16 protein-coding genes are annotated in these 19,569 nt (G+C 30.9%); 4 read left to right on the top strand and 12 right to left on the bottom strand.

Annotated elements, in window-relative coordinates; all coding sequences use genetic code 11:
• Window positions 1–165: 165 nt before the first annotated feature.
• The 12 genes from gpmI to I2H23_RS08320 all read right to left on the bottom strand — a co-directional run bounded on the left by gpmI (window position 166) and on the right by I2H23_RS08320 (window position 13,980).
• Window positions 166–1,695: a 2,3-bisphosphoglycerate-independent phosphoglycerate mutase gene (gpmI, locus tag I2H23_RS08375; RefSeq protein ID WP_195581480.1), complete on the bottom strand. Its 1,530-nt coding sequence runs from the start codon at window positions 1,693–1,695 to the stop codon at window positions 166–168.
• Window positions 1,696–1,707: 12 nt separating this feature from the next.
• Window positions 1,708–2,451: a triose-phosphate isomerase gene (gene tpiA / locus I2H23_RS08370; protein ID WP_195581479.1), complete on the bottom strand. Its 744-nt coding sequence runs from the start codon at window positions 2,449–2,451 to the stop codon at window positions 1,708–1,710.
• A gap of 164 nt (window positions 2,452–2,615) precedes the next feature.
• Window positions 2,616–3,815, bottom strand: a complete 1,200-nt coding sequence (locus I2H23_RS08365) for a phosphoglycerate kinase (protein WP_195581478.1) — start codon at window positions 3,813–3,815, stop codon at window positions 2,616–2,618.
• A gap of 165 nt (window positions 3,816–3,980) precedes the next feature.
• Window positions 3,981–4,988, bottom strand: a complete 1,008-nt coding sequence (gap, locus tag I2H23_RS08360) for a type I glyceraldehyde-3-phosphate dehydrogenase (RefSeq protein WP_092922559.1) — start codon at window positions 4,986–4,988, stop codon at window positions 3,981–3,983.
• Between the two features lie 58 nt (window positions 4,989–5,046).
• A complete protein-coding gene (locus I2H23_RS08355; RefSeq protein WP_271933042.1) occupies window positions 5,047–6,096 on the bottom strand; it encodes a sugar-binding transcriptional regulator in 1,050 nt (349 codons plus the stop codon).
• A 117-nt stretch (window positions 6,097–6,213) separates the two neighbouring features.
• Window positions 6,214–7,560: an RNA polymerase factor sigma-54 gene (gene rpoN, locus I2H23_RS08350; protein WP_195581476.1), complete on the bottom strand. Its 1,347-nt coding sequence runs from the start codon at window positions 7,558–7,560 to the stop codon at window positions 6,214–6,216.
• 269 nt (window positions 7,561–7,829) lie between these two features.
• Complete coding sequence (gene hslO, locus I2H23_RS08345) at window positions 7,830–8,711, bottom strand: Hsp33 family molecular chaperone HslO (protein WP_092922550.1); 882 nt, start codon at window positions 8,709–8,711, stop codon at window positions 7,830–7,832.
• A gap of 22 nt (window positions 8,712–8,733) precedes the next feature.
• Window positions 8,734–9,480 (bottom strand): class I SAM-dependent methyltransferase, encoded by a 747-nt coding sequence (locus I2H23_RS08340; RefSeq protein WP_195581475.1) that lies wholly within the window; start codon window positions 9,478–9,480, stop codon window positions 8,734–8,736.
• On the bottom strand, window positions 9,467–9,709 hold the full coding sequence (locus tag I2H23_RS08335) for a small, acid-soluble spore protein, alpha/beta type (RefSeq protein WP_166504731.1): 243 nt from the start codon (window positions 9,707–9,709) through the stop codon (window positions 9,467–9,469). The genes I2H23_RS08340 and I2H23_RS08335 overlap by 14 nt, the downstream gene beginning before the upstream one ends.
• A 153-nt stretch (window positions 9,710–9,862) precedes the next feature.
• A complete protein-coding gene (locus I2H23_RS08330; RefSeq protein WP_195581474.1) occupies window positions 9,863–10,981 on the bottom strand; it encodes an amidohydrolase in 1,119 nt (372 codons plus the stop codon).
• Window positions 10,982–11,456: 475 nt separating this feature from the next.
• A complete protein-coding gene (locus I2H23_RS08325; RefSeq protein WP_166504729.1) occupies window positions 11,457–11,972 on the bottom strand; it encodes a nuclear transport factor 2 family protein in 516 nt (171 codons plus the stop codon).
• 22 nt (window positions 11,973–11,994) lie between these two features.
• Window positions 11,995–13,980: an FAD-dependent oxidoreductase gene (locus tag I2H23_RS08320; RefSeq protein WP_195581473.1), complete on the bottom strand. Its 1,986-nt coding sequence runs from the start codon at window positions 13,978–13,980 to the stop codon at window positions 11,995–11,997.
• A 339-nt stretch (window positions 13,981–14,319) separates the two neighbouring features.
• Between I2H23_RS08320 and I2H23_RS08315 the strand changes: the two genes are divergently transcribed.
• The 4 genes from I2H23_RS08315 (at window position 14,320) to I2H23_RS08300 (ending at window position 19,541) form a co-directional block, all read left to right on the top strand.
• On the top strand, window positions 14,320–15,192 hold the full coding sequence (locus I2H23_RS08315; RefSeq protein ID WP_207741714.1) for an IclR family transcriptional regulator: 873 nt from the start codon (window positions 14,320–14,322) through the stop codon (window positions 15,190–15,192).
• Window positions 15,193–15,495: 303 nt separating this feature from the next.
• Window positions 15,496–16,242, top strand: a complete 747-nt coding sequence (locus I2H23_RS08310) for an SDR family NAD(P)-dependent oxidoreductase (RefSeq protein WP_166504726.1) — start codon at window positions 15,496–15,498, stop codon at window positions 16,240–16,242.
• A 59-nt stretch (window positions 16,243–16,301) separates the two neighbouring features.
• On the top strand, window positions 16,302–18,230 hold the full coding sequence (baiCD, locus tag I2H23_RS08305; protein WP_195581471.1) for a bile acid Fe-S flavoenzyme BaiCD: 1,929 nt from the start codon (window positions 16,302–16,304) through the stop codon (window positions 18,228–18,230).
• A 312-nt stretch (window positions 18,231–18,542) separates the two neighbouring features.
• Window positions 18,543–19,541, top strand: coding sequence for an aspartate-semialdehyde dehydrogenase (locus I2H23_RS08300; protein ID WP_195581470.1), 999 nt, complete (start codon window positions 18,543–18,545; stop codon window positions 19,539–19,541).
• Window positions 19,542–19,569: the final 28 nt, after the last annotated feature.

Here is a 19,569-nt window from a genome sequence, read left to right as displayed (position 1 = left end):
TCGATTTTAAATGGTTTATTTGCTACTTTTAATGTCTAAATTTTTAAAATTAAGTAAACTACTTAATATTATACCTATTTTTAAGAATATAATATCTTATGTTTAATAAAAAAATTCTTTGATGGGGTTTTATATTTTCTTATTTTATAGTTTTAATTTTAAAATTTATTTTATTATTAAAGATTCACCAGTCATTTGTTCTGGTTTATCTAAATTCATCATTTCTAATATTGTAGGTGCTATATCACATAATCTTCCGCCTTCTCTTAGGCTTAATGATTTATCTTTTTCTCCTACTAATATAAATGGTACTGGATTTGTAGAGTGTGCTGTTATAGTAGATTTAGTTTCTGGGTCTTGCATAAGTTCTACATTACCATGGTCAGCAGTTATTATAGCCTCTCCACCTTTAGAAAGTATCTTTTCTACTACCTTTCCTACACATTCATCTACAGTTTCAACAGCTTTTATTGCTGCTTTTACTACACCTGTATGTCCTACCATATCAGGATTTGCGAAGTTTACAACTATAAAGTCGTATTTGTCTTCATCTATTTTAGCAAGCAACTTATCTGTTACTTCATAAGCACTCATCTCTGGTTGTAAGTCATAAGTTGCAACCTTTGGTGATGGTACTAGTTCTCTATCTTCACCTTCATTAGGTTCTTCAACTCCACCATTGAAGAAGAATGTAACGTGAGCGTATTTTTCAGTTTCTGCTGTTCTTAATTGATTTTTACCGTTTTTCGCTAAATATTCCCCTAATGTATTTTCAAGACTTTGAGGTTTAAAAGCTACATGTACATTTTTTATAGTTATGTCATATGTAGTTAAACATGTAAAGTATGTTTTTATGTTTGGTCTTTCAAACCCTGTAAAATCTGTATCTACTATTGCTCTAGTTATTTCTCTCGCTCTATCTGGTCTAAAGTTACCAAATACTATTGAATCCCCTTCTTTTATAAGACCTACTGGTTTATCGTTTTCTACTATAACTGTTGGAAGAACAAATTCATCGTTTTTGTCTTCTGCATAAGAGTTTTCTACAGCTTCTTTTGCACTAGATGCAGTTAATCCCTTTCCATTAACCATTGCATCGTATGCAAGTTTAACTCTATCCCATCTCTTATCTCTATCCATAGCATAGTATCTACCAGAAACTGAAGCAAATTTACCTACTCCAAGTTCTTTCATGTAATTTTCTACATCTTGTATATATGTTAATGCACTTTGAGGATCTGTATCTCTACCATCTGTGAATGCATGTACATATACATTTTCAACACCATTTTCTTTGGCCATCTTTATGATACCTTTTAAATGGTCTATATGTGAATGTACTCCACCATCAGATAATAAGCCCATTAAATGAAGTGCGCTAGTCTTAGCATTTTTCATAGTTTCTAGTAAGACTTCGTTTTTGAATAAATCTCCATCTTCTATTGCTTTACTAACTCTAGTTAAATCTTGATATACTATTCTTCCTGCTCCAATGTTAGTGTGTCCTACTTCTGAGTTACCCATTTGTCCATCTGGAAGACCTACATCAAGTCCACTAGCACTTATTAAAGTGTGTGGATATTCTTTTATTAAGTTGTCTAGATTAGGAGTATTTGCATTTAGTACAGCGTTTCCATCTACTACTTTGCTTTCTCCAAAACCATCCATTATTATTAATGCTATTGGCTTTTTCATAGTTTCCTCTCCTTAGTAGTTAACAAGTTGAGTGTAGTCACTTGCTTCTAAGCTAGCTCCACCAACTAATGCTCCATCTATATCACTTTGACCCATTATTTCAGCTACGTTAGCAGGCTTAACACTTCCACCGTATTGAATTCTAACTTCGTTAGCTAGGTCTCCGTATATATCTTTTACAACTTCTCTTATGTATTTTATTACATCATTAGCATCTTCACTAGTTGCAGTTTTTCCAGTTCCTATAGCCCATATTGGCTCATATGCTATAACAACCTTAGCTAAATCTTCTTTAGCTACGTTTTCTAAAGCTTTTTCAACTTGAACTTTACAAACTGCTTTAGTTTCTCCAGCTTCTCTTTCTTCTAGAGTTTCACCAACACATAATATTGGATCTATAGAAACTTCTAAAGCTTTTAAAACTTTTTTATTTACTGTTTCATTAGTTTCGTTGAAGTATTGTCTTCTTTCTGAGTGTCCTATTACAACATAGTCTATATCTAATTCTTTTAACATAAGTGGTGATACTTCTCCAGTGAATGCCCCTTTTTCTTCAAAATGCATGTTTTGAGCACCTATCTTTATGTTAGTTCCTTTAGTTGCTTCTTTTAAGTCTTTTAATAAAGTGAAAGGTGCACATATTACAGCTTCTACCTTATCATTATTTACTTTATCTTTAACTTCATTCACAAAAGCTACACCTTCTGCTATAGTTTTGTGCATTTTCCAGTTTCCTGCTATTATAGGCTTTCTCATTTTTTACTCCTCCACCTTTGATTAAATCCAAGAGAAACCTTAAGTAAGATTTCTCTAGATTTAATAAATATTTATTAAGGTAGCTCTACCCATTAAGGTAAAACTAAACTGTGGTCATATATATAAATGTTTGACAAATAAATGTCTTACGATAATTTTCAAATTTATTTATTATCTAAAGCTACTATACCTGGTAATTCTTTACCTTCTAAGAATTCTAGAGAAGCTCCTCCACCTGTTGATACGTGAGTCATCTTATCTCCAAATCCTAATTGGTTAACTGCAGCAGCACTATCTCCACCACCTATTACAGTAGTAGCATCAGTTAAAGCTGCCATAGCCTTAGCGACAGCTAATGTCCCTTTATTGAAGTTTTCGAACTCGAATACTCCCATTGGTCCATTCCATACTATTGTTTTAGAGTTTTTCACTGTATTTACATATAACTCTATTGTTTTAGGTCCTATATCTAGTCCCATGAATCCTGCTGGTATATTTGCATCTTCAGTTATAACTGGTTCAACATCAGCAAATTTGTCAGCAACAGCGTTATCTATTGGTAATAATAACTTAACGCCTTTTTCTTCTGCTTTTTTCATCATTTCTCTAGCGTAATCTACTTTTTCTTCTTCTACTAGAGAAGTTCCTATTTCATATCCTTGTGCTTTTAAGAATGTATAAGCCATTCCTCCACCTATTATTAGATTGTCTACTTTTTCTAATAATTGTTCTATAACAGCTATCTTATCAGATACTTTAGCTCCTCCAAGTATAGCAGTAAAAGGTCTTACTGGTGTTTCAACAGCTTCTCCTAAGAACTTTAATTCCTTTTGAATTAAGTATCCGCAAGCTCTTTCTTGTAAGAACTCGCCAGCTCCTACTGTTGAACAGTGTGCTCTATGAGCAGTTCCGAATGCATCGTTTACAAATATTTCAGCAAGTGATGCTAATTCTTTTGAGAAGTTTTCTTCGTTTTTAGTTTCTTCTTTTCTATATCTAGTGTTTTGTAGTAATACTACATCACCATTTTCCATCTTTTCTACAGCTGCCTTTGCATTTTCTCCTACAACGTTGTCATCAGCTGCAAATACAACTTCTTTACCTAACATTTCTGATAATCTAGTAGCTACTGGTGCTAAAGATAATTCTGGCTTAGCTTCTCCTTTTGGTTTTCCTAAGTGAGAACATAATATAACTTTTGCTCCATTTTCTATTAAGTACTTTATTGTTGGTAAAGCTCCGTTTAATCTGTTTTCATCTGTTATAACGCCATCTTTTAGAGGCACATTGAAATCACATCTTACTAAAACTTTTTTTCCACATACATTTATATCTTCTATAGTCTTTTTATTAAGCATTGACATATTTATCTCTCTCCTTTAAATCAAGCTAACCCATTGTTAAAATGAATAATCTTTCTATAACACCGAATTTAGCATACCTTATTTTTAGTTGTTATTTGTTGTAAGTCTCTTTTAAAAAAGTCCTAAGCCTGTAGTTTAAACTACAAGCCTGGACTCTATATTAAATTACTTAGCTAAACCAGCAAAGTATCCTAATGTTCTTATTAATTGAGCAGTGTAAGACATTTCATTGTCATACCAAGAAGTAACTTTAACTAATTGTTGTCCGTCTACTTCCATAACTCTTGTTTGAGTTGCATCAAATAATGAACCAAAGTCTATTCCTATTATATCTGAAGATACTAATGGCTCTTCAGTATATCCAAATGATTCATTTGAAGCAGCTTTCATAGTAGCGTTTATTTCTTCTACTGTAACTTTTTTATCTAATGTACAAACTAATTCAGTTAAAGAACCAGTTATAACTGGAACTCTTTGAGCTCCTCCGTCTAATTTACCTTTTAATTCTGGTATAACTAAACCTATAGCTTTTGCAGCACCTGTAGTGTTAGGAACTATACTTGCAGCAGCAGCTCTAGCTCTTCTTAAGTCTCCCTTAGCATGAGGACCATCTAATGTATTTTGGTCATTAGTGTATGCATGTATTGTAGTCATGAATCCTTTTTGTAATCCAAATGCATCATTTAATGCTTTAGCCATTGGTGCTAAGCAGTTAGTTGTACAAGATGCCCCTGATATAACAGTCTCTGTTCCATCTAATACATCATGGTTAACATTGAATACTACAGTTTTTAAGTCTCCTGTAGCTGGTGCAGATATAACAACTTTTTTAGCTCCAGCTTCTAAATGAAGTCCAGCCTTCTCTTGAGAAGTAAAGAATCCAGTACATTCTAATACTATATCAACTCCAAGCTCAGCCCATGGTAAATCAGCTGGGTTTCTTTCAGCAGTAACTTTTATTTCATGTCCATTAACTACGAAAGCACCTTCTTTAACTTCTATTTCACCATTGAATCTTCCTTGTGCAGAGTCATACTTGAATAAGTGAGCTAATGTTTTAGCATCTGTTAAGTCGTTTATAGCAACAACTTCAAACTTATCTGTTTGCTCCATTAATTTTCTTAAAGCTAATCTTCCTATTCTACCAAATCCGTTTATAGCAACTTTAACCATAATGCTACCTCCTAAATTGTGTATAAAATATATTTTTACTAGCAATGCTAGTTATAAACTATTGTAATAACTCTAATATTCTATTTGCACTTTCTTCATCTGTTACTAGTGATATGTTTTTATTGATATTTGTCATAGCTATAAAAGACTCTGCTTTTTGAGTTCCAGCAAATATAGCTATGTTCTCTTTAGTTTTTTTGAAAGTATCTAGATGTATCCCTACAGTATTTAGCTTGCATACTATTTCACCATCTTTATTGAAATAGTGTCCAAATGCTTCCCCTATTGCATCTTTATCAATAAGTTCTTGTATTCTTTCTTCTGGAAGCCTTCTTTTTTTGGCCATCTCCAGTGCAATTCCGATTCCAAACACTAATACATCAGTTTTTTCAATCATATCTAAAGTCTTTTTTATTTGAGGCTCTTGTGTAAGTGTTTTCATAGCCTCTGTACCTAGTTCATCAGGTATATGTAATAATTTGTAGTTTGCTCCTAATTTCTTACTTGTTGTCGCTACTATGTTGTTAGATTGACTCACTACATCTTTTCCCATACTACCTCTTGCAGGTACTACAGTTGTATTTTCGTATTTTTTGTCAGTCTTTATAGCATTTGAAAACTCTAACATAGTACTTCCACCTGTTATAGAAACTACATCTCCATCTTTTAAGATACTTAAGAAATACTCTGATCCTAGTTTTGCTATATCTTTTATTAAGCTAGGATTTTGATCATAGCTACCAGGTACTAGTAAAACTTTCTTTATTCCAAGCTTTTCTTTTACCTTTTCTTGTAGCGTTGATAATCCCATGATATCGTTCATTATATCTTTAAGCTCTTCTAAAAGATCCATACCTTCTTGAGTCATGGTCATTCCAGATACTGCTACCTCTATAAGACCTTGTTCTTTTAGAAACTCAGTTTCTGATCTTACGACCCTCTCACTTATTCCTAAAACATTTGATAAGGTTCTCCTACCTATTGGTTCACTCAAGGATATCTGTCTTAAAATAGAGTATCTTTTCTCCATTAGCTCTATAACTTGTGGAATTAGTTTTTGTTGAATTTTTATTAAGTTATTCATATTGTCTCCTTCATCAACGTCCACCGAGGGACTTTTTATGTCCCCGTGTATTTTTTTAGTCCCACAAGATAATTTTATTGTAAATGAAATGTAAATATATTTCAATAGTTTTTGAGATATTTTTATTTTTATTTTCTAATACTAGTATTGTTTTCTCTTACTTGAAGATGGTATTTTAAGCTCTTCTCTATATTTAGCAATCGTTCTCCTAGCTATATTAATCCCTTCTTCTTTTAACATACTTGCTATCTTGTCGTCACTTAATGGCTTTTTCTTATTTTCCGCTTTTATTTTATCCTGTATCATTTTTTTTATGCTTAAGCTAGATGTACCCTCATCTTTATTAGATTCTATAGCGCTACTAAAAAAATATCTAAATTCAAATATTCCAAAAGTTGTTAGCATATACTTTCCATTTACACCTCTACTTATTGTAGATTCATGAAAACCTAATCTATCAGCAATATCTTTCATCCTCATAGGCTTTATATACCTGACTCCATTTTCAAAAAACTCTCGTTGAGACTTTACAATTTCTTTTGCTATTTTCATAATTGTACTATTTCTACTTTCTATGCTCTTAATTAGCATTGTCGCTGAATTTAATTTTTCCTTTATAAACGACTTTGCACTATTATCTGAGCTTGCATTTTTTAGTATTTCTTTATAAAAATTATTTATGTTTAATTGATAGTTATCGTTAGTATTTCTATATACTATAAACTCCCCATCTAATTTTTCGACTATTACATCTGGATGTATATACATACTACTTTCTTTACTAACAGATATACCTGGCTTTGGATTTAGACTTTTAACTATTTCCATCATATCTACACACTGTTGCAGAGATATTTTGTATTTTTTACTAATATCCCTATATTTATTATTTCCTATCAATTCTAAGTCATTTAATATAATTTTTTCTAATATTTCATTGTCTATACCTAAATTTCTTATTTGTATAATTAAGCATTCTGATATGTTTCTTGCTCCTACACCATTTGGTTCTAATTGTTGTATATTTAATAAGCATCTTTCAAATAACTCTTTATCTATATTTAATTCACTTATTATTTCTTCTTCATTTGCTCTTAAATATCCATCTTCATCTAGACTGTCGATAATATAGTCACAAACTTCCATTTCTTTTTTACTTAGCTTATATAAACTTATATGAAAATGTAAGTCTTCGTATAAGCTTGATGAATACTTTACCATATTTTCAAAGCTAACTTCATTATCCCTGTTGTAGCTAACCTCATTTTTATCATATAAGTTGGACTTTTCAATATTTTTAATATATGCTTCCCAATCTATTTCTGTAGTTTTTTCTGCATCTATTAAAGGATTTTCTTCACATTCTCTTTTTATTTCTTCGTCTAGCTCTAACTTACTCATATTTAGTATATCTAATGATTGCTTTAACTGAGTCGTCATTACTAGGCTTTGAGATTGAGTTAGTTCCAGTCCTTGGTTAAAGTTCATTACCTATTTCACCCCATTGTTATATGTAATTTTTTATAATAAAAATTCGCTTTGCTTAAGCCATGTATGGGCGAACTATTTCATATTGCCAACGACTTCGTCCGCTGCTCAAAAATTCTTTTTTACTTTTTTCAAATATATTAATATAACTTTAATTTATAGACTATCCACGATTTCCAAGGCGATAAATTCCCTTAGTAAGTAAAAAAGCTCTTTTGCATAAGTATATTTTACCATTTAATAAGGTACTTAGCAAAAGAGCTTATTTTTTAGTTTTCTAAGCTATTTAATAGTTCTATTAATTCTTCTTCATTAAAATTATATTTTGAGTTACAGAATTGACATCCTATTTCAGCTTTTTTATCTTCTTCTATTATTTCTTGAAGTTGTCTCTTTCCTATAGAAACTAGCGCTTCTCCAACTTTTTCTTTTGAACATTCACATTCAAATCCAACTTCTATTTTATCTAATATTCTTGGGTTTAGTCCTTCTAATACTATACTTAATATATCTTCTGGAGTTTTTCCTTCTAACATCATATTTGTTATTGAGTCTAACTTAGATATATTTTGCTCTAGTTGAGATATTGTCTCTTCTGTTGCATCTGGCATAAGCTGAACAACAAATCCTCCTGCATGTTCTACTTCATACTCTGTTGTAAGAACACCTAATGATACTACAGATGGTGTTTGCTCTGATAATGCAAAATAATGTGTGAAGTCTTCTGCTATTTCACCGCTTACAAGTGGGTATGCTCCATTGTAAGGCTCCCTAAGACCTAAGTCCTTTATAACCTTAACTACTCCATCAGTTCCTACTGCTGCAGCCACGTTAAGCTTTCCATTTTCATAATCTGGTACTTCTACTTGTGGATTTTGAACATATCCTTTTACCATTCCTGTAGAATCAGATGTTGTAAGTATAGTTCCTATTGGACCTCCACCTTTTATTATAACAGTAACCTTGTCACCTTTATTTTTCATCATTAACCCCATTATTGATGTTGCTGTTAATGTTCTCCCTAAAGCCGCTGTTGCAACCTTTGTTGTACCATGTACTTCTCTTGCTTTTTCTACAAGGTTAGTAGTAGTTGCTACGAAAGCTCTAACTTGACCTTCTCCTGCAGTTGCTCTTATTACATAATCCTTCATAACAATTCCTCCATATATTCCTTTATTTTTTACCTACAAAGAATATTCTTTCACTATCTTCTTTTGGTGCTTCAAATGTAAAATCTGAATATACTTTTATATCTTTAAATCCTACTGATTGTAACATGTCTAATATCTCTTCTTCTGTGTATGCTCTTTGTTGATGAACTTCTTCAAATCTTTCAAATCTACCATCTTCATCTTTTACAAAGAAGGCTAATTCCATTTCTACTAGATTTTCCTCATCATCAAAGTAGTTTTGCCACATATAAGCTACGTCTTCCCTATTTTCTCCATACATGTTGTTTCCAAGTACAGATGACAGCTTATAGAATGAACTTATATCAAATATAAATAATCCATTTTCCTTTAGAAGTTCATATGTCTTTTTAAATACATTTTCTAAATCTTCATCATATGTTATATAATTAAATCCATCACAAGCACATAATACGCAGTCTAAGTTTGTTATATCAAAATCTAGTTCAGCTATATCTTGTTGTAGTAATACTAACTCTACACCTTCTTTTTCTGCCTTCTCTCTAGCTACTCCAAGCATTTCTTCTGATATATCTATTCCTGCGATATCGTAGTTTTTCTTAGTTAATGGTATAGTTAAATTACCTGTACCACAAGCTAATTCTAATATATTTTGTACTTTAGTACCTTCTTTTTCTATTATTTTTTCTATATACTCAACCCATCCATTATAATCAACTTCATTCATAAGCTCATCATAGATGAATGCGAAATCTTTATACTGATCCATCCTCTTTATTTGACTCCTCCATCTTTTTCTTTTGTTTTTTCCTAGATGTGAGTATTCCACCAATTCTTCCAGCTTCTTTAGCTGTAAGACCTGCCCAGCCTAATTCATTTACCTTGTCTATTAGACCTAGTTCTGATGCTATCTCATATTTCATTATATCATTGTCTGTCAATATTTTTTTCTTTTTAGATTTACTTGTACTTTTTTTGCCTGGTTTATTTAAATCCATAAAAAACACCCCTTTACATATTTGTATTCTTGTCATTTAGACGAAATTTATACAAACATTTATAGGGGTATCCTTTAATTATAAAAACTCTTTTCTTTAACTATATTAAATACTACTTATTCTATACTCATAGTATAAATTTTTAAATGTATTTTAACATATTGATCTCTTATGTTTTAACAATTTAATAAATATTTCTAGACCATTTCTTAAAACTTCTTCATCAAAATCAAAATTAATGTTATGAAGTCCATTAATAAACCCTTTTTCTATATTTCTTGCTCCTAGCATGAAAAACAGTCCTGGTATTTCTTTTTGATAATATGAAAAGTCCTCTGATATCATAAGTGGATCAAGTTGTATTAGCCTATCTTTATCTACTATCTGTATAAATTCTTCATATAACTTTTTATCATTGTTAACGGCTGGATAATCATCTCTTATTTTTAAATCTACTTTGCAATTATATAAAACTTCCATTCCTTTACACACTTCTAGTATTCTTTTTTTAATCTTACTATATACTTCTGGCTTAAATGTTCTTATTGTGCCTTGTAAATTAACATTTTCAGCTATAATATTTCTTCTTGTGCCTCCATTTATAATTCCTATGCTAAGTACAGCTGTATCAATAGGGCTTACATTTCTGGATATTATAGTTTGAAGATTAGTGACTAAATTCGAGGCAACTACAACTCCATCTATTCCATTTTGAGGCATTGCTCCATGCCCACTTTTAGCATATATATTTATATCTATATCTCCTGCCTGTGCCATAAAATATCCACTTCTTACTCCTATATATCCTGTTTCTATATCTGGATATATATGAAGACCATAAATTTCATCTATATTATATTCTTGTATTATTCCTGCTTCAATCAACTCATTAGCTCCACCTGGACCTTCTTCTGCTTGTTGAAATATAAATACTATATCATCCTTTAATTTTTCTTTATTCATACTGATAAATTCTATAAGACCTAGTAATATACTCATATGTCCATCATGTCCACATAAGTGTTTCGGACCTTCATCTGTTAACAATCCATCCATATCTGCTCTAAATGCTATAGTTTTATCACCATTATTTCCTTTTATAATTCCTACGATAGATGTATCTAGATATTCTTTATATGATATATTAATTCCATCTAAATAATCCTTTATGTATTGTGACGTCTTAAACTCTTTTCTTCCTAGCTCTGCAATGGAATTTAATATCTTTCTATGTTTGTTAATCTTATTCTCTAAAGGTATATTTTTTATCATATACTTCCCCCCTTAATATATCGTTTTGTTAACTTATTTATATTTGAATCTCGACCCCGATAGCTTTTATAATGGTTTCACTATAAATAATATATTCTCCAATTCCGTACAGACTTTACATTTTCCTTCATATTTTATATACAAAAATAAAATTCAATGAATCTGACTATACTTGTACTCTATTTTTAAAGATATAAAAAATTCGCTGCGCTTGAGCGACGTGTCGGCAAAACACTTCATGTCGCCAACGACTTCGTCCGTTGCTCAAAATGTCTTTTTTACGCTCATAAAACTAATTGGTATTGCTTAATTTCAATAATTATCTACAGTTTATGAAGTATCATAATTTCCTTAAGCGTAAAAAAAGACCCTCGTAAGGATCTTTAAAAACAATATATATTATTAAAAATAAGGATAGTTTTATATTTAATACAAAAGCTTTATATCCTACATAAGAGTTAATCACTTGACTATTTTATTCTTTACTATGCATATTATAAGTAATCTTTGCACTTTTTGGATCATTTCTATCCCATCTTTCTTCAAATGTACGCTTATATCCAATTGTCTTTATCTTCCATTCTCCATTAACTTTTTCATAGCTTTCACGATAAAATGCTCCACCTCTAATTCCCATATTTCTATCTAATAATATTAGGTTATCTCCTAAATACCAATATGCAAAAGCTACAGTATCACTTTCAAACTCGATTTCAGGAGTATGACATTGATGCATAGTTATATGTTCTGGTGGCATACAAGTTCTAAAGAAATTTACAACTTCTTCTTTACCTGTAAAAGAAAGTTTTCCATCTGAGTAACTTGTCGTTACATCCTCACAAAAACATTCTCCTATTGTATCCCATAGCTTAGAGTCTAAGCAACGTAGATATTTTCCCTTCAAACTTTTTATAGATTCTATATCTTTAAGTCTTGTAATTTCCTTTTCCATTTGTATTAATCTTTGTTCTAACTTTTCAATAGTACTCATACCGGATCCCCCTCTTTAATTTTTAATTTGCAATCGCTTTTTCGCTATCTAAATTTTCTACATCTCCTATTTTTCTTGCAAGTATTGCTCCTGCTTCAATAGCATGATGGACTTGTCCTGGCTTGTTGGCATCTCCTATAATGTGTACTTCAATATCTTTTAGTTCCTCTGCTAAATTATTTACCGGTTTTGCACCACAACAGAAAATTATTTTACTAAATCCACTTAGCACTTCTTCTTTTCCATCTTTTTCAACTATAACTCCTGTACCATCTTCTGTAATTTCTAAAAGTTTTGTATTAGTGCTCATTACAACGCCTTTTTCATTAAGCATTTTCATAAGAGGTACTTTATTATTTGGGCATAGATTTGGTGCAATTTCACCTAACATTTCAATCATATGAATTTGTACAGGTCCTACTGCATTGTGCAATATGGTTTCAGTAACTTCACATCCTACAAGACTACCTCCAACTACAAGAACCTTTCCATGTATTGCATCTTTAACCTTTGCAGATAGCACATCACTACCTGTTATAACATCAATATTTTCTATGCCTTTTACTTTTGGTATAAACGGAGTTGAACCAGTTGAGATAATACATACATCTGCATTTAATTCTTTTATATACTCAGCTGTTGCTTCTGTATTTAATTTTATATCTACATTAGATTTTTCAACTTGAACTTTTAAATATTTAACCCATCTTGTTAAATCTTGTTTGTGAGGAGGAATAGCTGCAAGATTTATTTGACCTCCAAGTCTATCTGACTTTTCAATTAAAGTAACTTTATGACCTCTTTTAGCTGCAACTCTTGCAGTTTCTAAACCAGCTGGTCCACCACCTACTATTACTACATTTTTCTTTATTTTTGCTTCTGTAATAGCCATTTCTTTTTCACGCCCAAGTTCAGGGTTTATTGCACATTTTGCAACTGGGTTAGATCTTTCTCTTGTTATACAAGGTCCACCGCAACTTGCACATGGTCTTATATCTTCATATCTTCCTTCAAACCCTTTATTTACAAGTTCAGGATCAGCAAGTAAAGGTCTACCAAATACTACTCCATCTACAACGTCTCTTTCAACTAAACTTTCGCCAAGTTTTATATCATTAATCTTACCAACTACAAATACAGGTACTTTAGAAACTTTTTTAATAGCTTCAGCTTCTTTTATATTTACTCCTGGTGACTCATAATGGCAAGGGATTATTTTCCAACATAATTCATATTGAGTACCACCAGAAATTTCAAAAGCATCTACCCCAGCTTCTACAAATTTAGGTACTAAATACAACATATCATTTAATGTATTTCCGCCTAATACTCTTTCATCGCCTGAAATTCTCATAAGTATAGGGAAATCATCTCCAGCTTTTTTCTTTATATTTTTAATTACATCAAAAGCAAATTTAGCTCTACCGTCTAAATTACCTCCATAGCAATCTGTTCTTTTATTTCTAAGTGGAGATAAGAAAGAACCTGCTAACATATATGCATGGGCACAGTGAAACTCTACCCCGTCGCAACCTGCTTCTTTAGCTCTTCTTGCAGCATCACCATATTGCTCAACTATAGCTTCAATTTCTTCTACTTCAAGTTCTCTAACTGATTTTCCTAAACTATTTATATAGTTTGAAGAAGCTACTGGTGTTTTACCAAACATCCATGAAATAGATTCAGGTCCTGGATGTGTAATTTGAGGAAATAATTTTGAACCATTTGCATGAATTTCATCTACAAACGATTTGAATTTAGGGATAAATTTATCTTCTCCTAAACTAATTGTAAATCCTAAATATGGAACTGAGCTATCCACTGTAACTGCGTCTACAACAATAAGACCTACTCCACCCTTGGCTCTTTCAATCCAGAAGTCTTGAAGTCTTGAACTTACATTTCCATCTTTTTCTTCATAGCCAAGGCTCATAGGCGCCATTAAAACTCTATTTTTTATTTCAACATTGCCTATGTTAATTGGTGTATATAGTTTAAAATTATCCATAATTACTTCTCCCTTAAATAAATTTTAATAGTTGTTTTGAATTTTATTAGGTGTAATTATTTGGAATTTAATTGTTTTAAATTCTATTATTTTGAATTAATTAAGTTTAATCTGAATATTTGAATAGTATAAAATGTAACTGTTTTGAATTTTATTGAAAATAATATGTTTTTAAGTATTAAAAGTATATTTCAATTTCATTGTAGCAACCCTTTTCATATACCGCAACACTATTTTAAAGTTATTTTATTAAAAATAAACTATAAACGTACTATAAGTTCGATATTTACATACATTTCAACTTATTTTTTATAATTTTTTTATATTATCTCCATATGAATGTCGCACTATATGGAACAATTATTTTTTATTTTTTTATTTAAATTATGCTATACTATAAGAAAAAAATTATATATTTCGAAAGGGGTTTATATAAGTTTGTCTTCTTTACAAAGTTTAGATAGGGCTTTAGATATATTAAGTCTTATTCATTCAAATGGTGGTAAAATGTCCGTTTCTTCTATTGCTGAAGTTATGAACTTACACAGAAGTACTGTTCATAGAACTTTAACCACAATGTATCAAAAAGATTTTCTATCAAAAGATCCTAAAACAGGTCTGTATACAATAGGTAGTAAAGCGCTCATTCTTGGATTTTCAGCTGCTAATAATTTACCAATAGCTACTACTGCAAGACCATATATGGCATTTTTAGCAGAAAAATATAGCAACTCAGTTTCTCTATCCGTAATTGAAGGTTCAAATGTTTTTGTGATAGGAAACTACTCTGGTTACTACACTACAACTTTTTATTCACTACATGAGAATCCTCTAAATTGTGAGGCTTATCGTCCTGCCGTAGCTCATTGTATGTTAGCTTATAACTGCCAGTTGGAATCTTCTAATGAAGCAATACAAATTTACCTTTCAAAAGTATCTAATAGCAGATTTAAAGGTAACTTCTTCACAAGCATTGATGATTTAGTTGCTTACTTAAAAAAGGTAAAAAATGATGGCTATGCTTATGAATCTGGTGAGTATCACTTTGATGAACTTTGCTACTGTGTACCTATTTTAAATAATAAGAAAGCTATAGCAACACTTAGTATATACGGTCACAAATCTTACTTAAATAAGTTTCATAAACAAGATATTATTAAAGATTTATTAGATATTTCAAAAACAATATCTGATTTACTTTCTAATAGTTAAAAAAGTTGTAAATATTAAATTTTGCAGCTTTTTTATTTTTTATAAAACTTTACAATTTCAAATTTAAAATTTTATTGACAAATTAAATTTTGTGTCCTACGATTATCTCAATAGTTGTTTTGGAAAATTTAATCATTTCTAATAATGTAATTATTTCGAATACTCAATTCTATTAATTGAATAAAAATTTATTTATCACATTAAATTAAATTTTTTAGTTTTGTTTTATCTTATCTAATTTATAACTCCATTGTAATTGTTTTGTAATTAACATATAAACTAACTTTGAAAGGAATTAATTTTATGAAACTAAAAAATAAAGTTGCAATCGTTACTGGCGGATCACGTGGTATTGGTTTTGCTATAGTTGATAGATATGTCAAAGAAGGTGCTAAAGTTGCAATATGTGGAAGTAGAGCTGAAACTGCAAATAACGCACTAAATCTTATCCAAAAAAAATATCCTAATGCTGATGTTATAGCAGTTCACGCAAACATGTCAAGTACTGATGAAATCAATGAAATGTTTAAACAAGTAGTTGATAAATGGGGCTATGTTGACATATTAGTTAATAATGCTGGTATTACAGCTACAAAAGATATCGATTTAATGACAGATGAAGAATTTGAAGAAGTTATGGACGTAAATGTTACAGGAATGTTCCGTTGCACAAGAGCTGCGGTTAAAATTATGAAAGCCCGCGGTGGTAATATAATTAACACAAGCTCTTTAGTAAGTGTAAATGGTGCTGGCAGACAATGTGCTTATACTGCTTCTAAGTTTGCTGTAAATGGCCTTACAAGATCATTTGCTAGAGAACTTGGTAAATACAATATAAGAGTTAATGCTGTTGCTCCTGGTTCTGTGGCTACTGAAATGGTAAAAAAGTTTGTTACAGATCAAATGGTTGAACATATGAGACAAGTAACTCCACTTGGAAAAATGGCTGAGCCTTATGAAATGGCTGGTGCTTTTGTATACCTTGCTTCAGAGGATTCTTCATATACAACTGGTGCAATATTAAATATTGATGGTGGAATTGTAATGTAATTTTATAAATATAACGTATAGCTAAATAATAAATTTTAATAGTGAAAGGTGATATGATTATGAACTATAATTCTTTGTTTTCTCCATTTAAAATAAAAGATTTAGAAATAAAAAACCGTGTAATACTTCCAGCAATGATGACAAAAATGGCTTCTCCTACTGGACTTGTTACACAAAATTTAATTGATTATCATGTAGCAATTGCAAAAGGCGGCTGTGGACTTAATTTTACTGAGGTTTGTGCTATACACCCAAGTACTCATGGTAATGGTTATGTAGCCCTTTATAAAGATGAACATTTTGAAGGTATGAAAAAACTTATAGATAGCGTACATAGCGTTGGTGGTAAAATAGGTGTTCAAATTTGGCATGGTGGTCAAGTTGCAATAGCTCTACTTCCAAAAGATAGAACTCCTATGGTTACAGAAGGCATGACTCATGAAAATATAAAAGAAATTGTTGATTGTTATGGAAAATCCACTAAAATGGCAGTAAAAGCTGGCTGTGATGCTATAGAATTCCATGCTGCTCATACTTATCTTCCTCATACATTCTTAAGTGCTGCTTTTAATAAACGTGATGATGAATATAATGGTTCTTTAGAAAATAGAGCAAGATTTTCACTTGAAGTTATTCGTACTATGCGTGCTAATATGCCAGAAACTATGCCTTTATTTATGCGTGTAGATGCATTAGATGATTATGTTCAAAATGGACTTACTATAGAAGATGTAATTGAGTTTTTAAAGATGGCTAAAGCTGAAGGTGTTGATATAATTGATATTTCAAGAGGTAATAATAAGTCTGCAGCTCTAAAATATGAAGTTCCTTCAATTGATACTCCTCGCGGATATAACATTGAAAATGTAAAAAAGATACGTGATGCTATTGAAATGCCTGTGGTTGGCGTTGGTAGAATCAATCATCCAGAAATTGCAAATAAATTTATAGAAGAAGAAAAATGTGATTTGGTTGCTATAGGTCGTGGTCAAATTACAGATCATGAATTCTGTAATAAAGCAAAAGGTGGTAAAACTGATAGTATACGTTTATGTGTTGGTTGCTTGAAGGGTTGCTTTGACTCTATAATGAATCCAAGCATTCCTACAATTACTTGTATGAGAAATCCTATGGTTGGTAAAGAAGGTCAATCTATTACTAAAACATCTAACCCTAAAACAGTCTTAATAGCTGGTGGTGGTATGGGTGGTATGATGACTGCTAACATGTTAAAAGTTAGAGGTCATAACCCAATTTTATGTGAAGCTAGCGATAAATTAGGTGGGCAATTTAACTTAGCTGGCGCTGCTCCATATAAAGGTGAGATGCTTGATGCTATTGACTGGGAAGCTAAAGAAGCTACTCGTTTATGTGTTGATGTTAGATTAAATACAGTTGTAACTCCTGAGTTGGTATCTCAGATTAATCCTGATGAAGTAATAATTGCAACTGGTGCTGTTGCTTCAAAACCTGAAATAAAAGGTATAGAAAGTAAAAATGTATTTACTTATGAAGAAGTTTTATCTGGTAATATAGAACTTTCTGGTAATGTGGTTATACTTGGCGGAAAAATGGTAGGTTTAGAAACTGCTCAATACTTAACTGACAAAGGTATAAAATGTACAGTTATTGATGAATCTGAAAGATTCGGTGGAGACTTAGGCTGGATTAGAAGTATGAATATGCTTGAAAATATGTATGTAATAGGTGTTAATCAAATTCCTGGTGCCAAGGTTGTGGAAATAAAAGAAAATGAAGTTGTATATGTTAAAGATGAAACTGAAACAAGTATTAATTGTGATGCTGTAGTCGTTGCTCTTGGTGCAACTTCAGTAGCTTTAGAAGATGTTCAATTAAAATGTAGAGATTTAGAAATTCCTTTCCATGTGATTGGTGATGCAAAAAGTCCACGTGTAGCTTTAAATTCTACTCTTGAAGGTATTGAAGTTGCACTTAATATAGATAGTGAAAATGCACTTAATGTGTAAGTAATTTGATCCTCTTTTTAATAAGGGATGTAGATAAATTTATAATATGATTTGAGTCTTAAAATATAACTGTGTATTCTTAAGATTGAGTTAGATAATATAAATTAAAGTTTACTTAGGACTATGACTATTTAGTTATAGTCCTTTTTTATTATTTTTCTATTCTCTGAAAAGCTTAACAAAAAAGCTATATTTTCTACCTCTTTTATAAAAAATATTTTTAAAGGGATTTATTATCAACAAATAGAATATATTTTAATCTCCTTGAATAATTTTATATAGATACTTAATCAATTTATTTGGGGTGATTTTATGAAAAAAGTTAATGTAGCTATTGTTGGTGCTACTGGTATGGTTGGAAGAACTTTCTTAAAAGTTTTAGAAGAAAGAAAGTTCCCTATAAATAAACTATATTTATTCTCTTCTGCTAAGTCTGCTGGGTCTACTGTAGTATTTAATGGAAAAGAATATGTAGTTGAAGAATTAAATAAAGATGTTTTTGATAGAGATATACAAATAGCCTTATTCTCTGCTGGTGGTGAAATAAGTTCTATATATGCTCCTATAGCAGCTTCAAAGGGTATTGTGGTTATTGATAATTCTAGTTATTGGAGAATGGATGAAAATGTACCTTTAGTAGTTCCTGAGGTTAATCCACAAGATATAAAAAAACATAAAGGAATAATTGCTAACCCAAATTGCTCTACTATACAAGCTGTAGTTCCTCTTAAGGCACTTCATGAAAAATATAAAATAAAAAGAATAGTTTATTCTACTTATCAAGCTGTATCTGGTTCAGGTGTAAGAGGTATTAAAGATTTAGAAGATGGTGTTGATGGAAAACCTAATAGTTTCTATCCTCATCCAATAGCTTACAACTGTCTTCCTCATATAGATGTTTTTGAAGACAATGGTTATACAAAAGAAGAATTAAAAATGATAAATGAAACAAAAAAAATATTTAATGATTTCGATATGAAGGTTACAGCTACTACAGTTAGAGTTCCTGTAAAAAATAGCCATAGTGAATCTATAAATATTGAATTTGAAAACCCATTTGAGCTTTCTGATTTAGTTAATACTTTAGAAAACATGAATGGTGTAATTGTCATGGATAATCCTAAAGAAAATAAATATCCTACTACAGTAGATTCTACTGGTCGTGATGAAGTTTTCGTTGGAAGAATAAGAAGAGATTTTAGTGTAGATAATGGAGTAAATATATGGGTAGTTGCCGATAATATCAGAAAAGGTGCTGCTACTAATACTGTTCAAATAGCAGAATTATTAGTTGCTTGTGATTTAGTTTAATACTTTAATACCTAATTAGGTAAATTCT

This window comes from Romboutsia sp. BSD2780061687b_171204_C1 (genome assembly GCF_015560225.1).
Lineage (GTDB): Bacteria > Bacillota > Clostridia > Peptostreptococcales > Peptostreptococcaceae > Romboutsia_C > Romboutsia_C hominis.
This window is presented reverse-complemented; position numbering and strand designations above follow the sequence as displayed.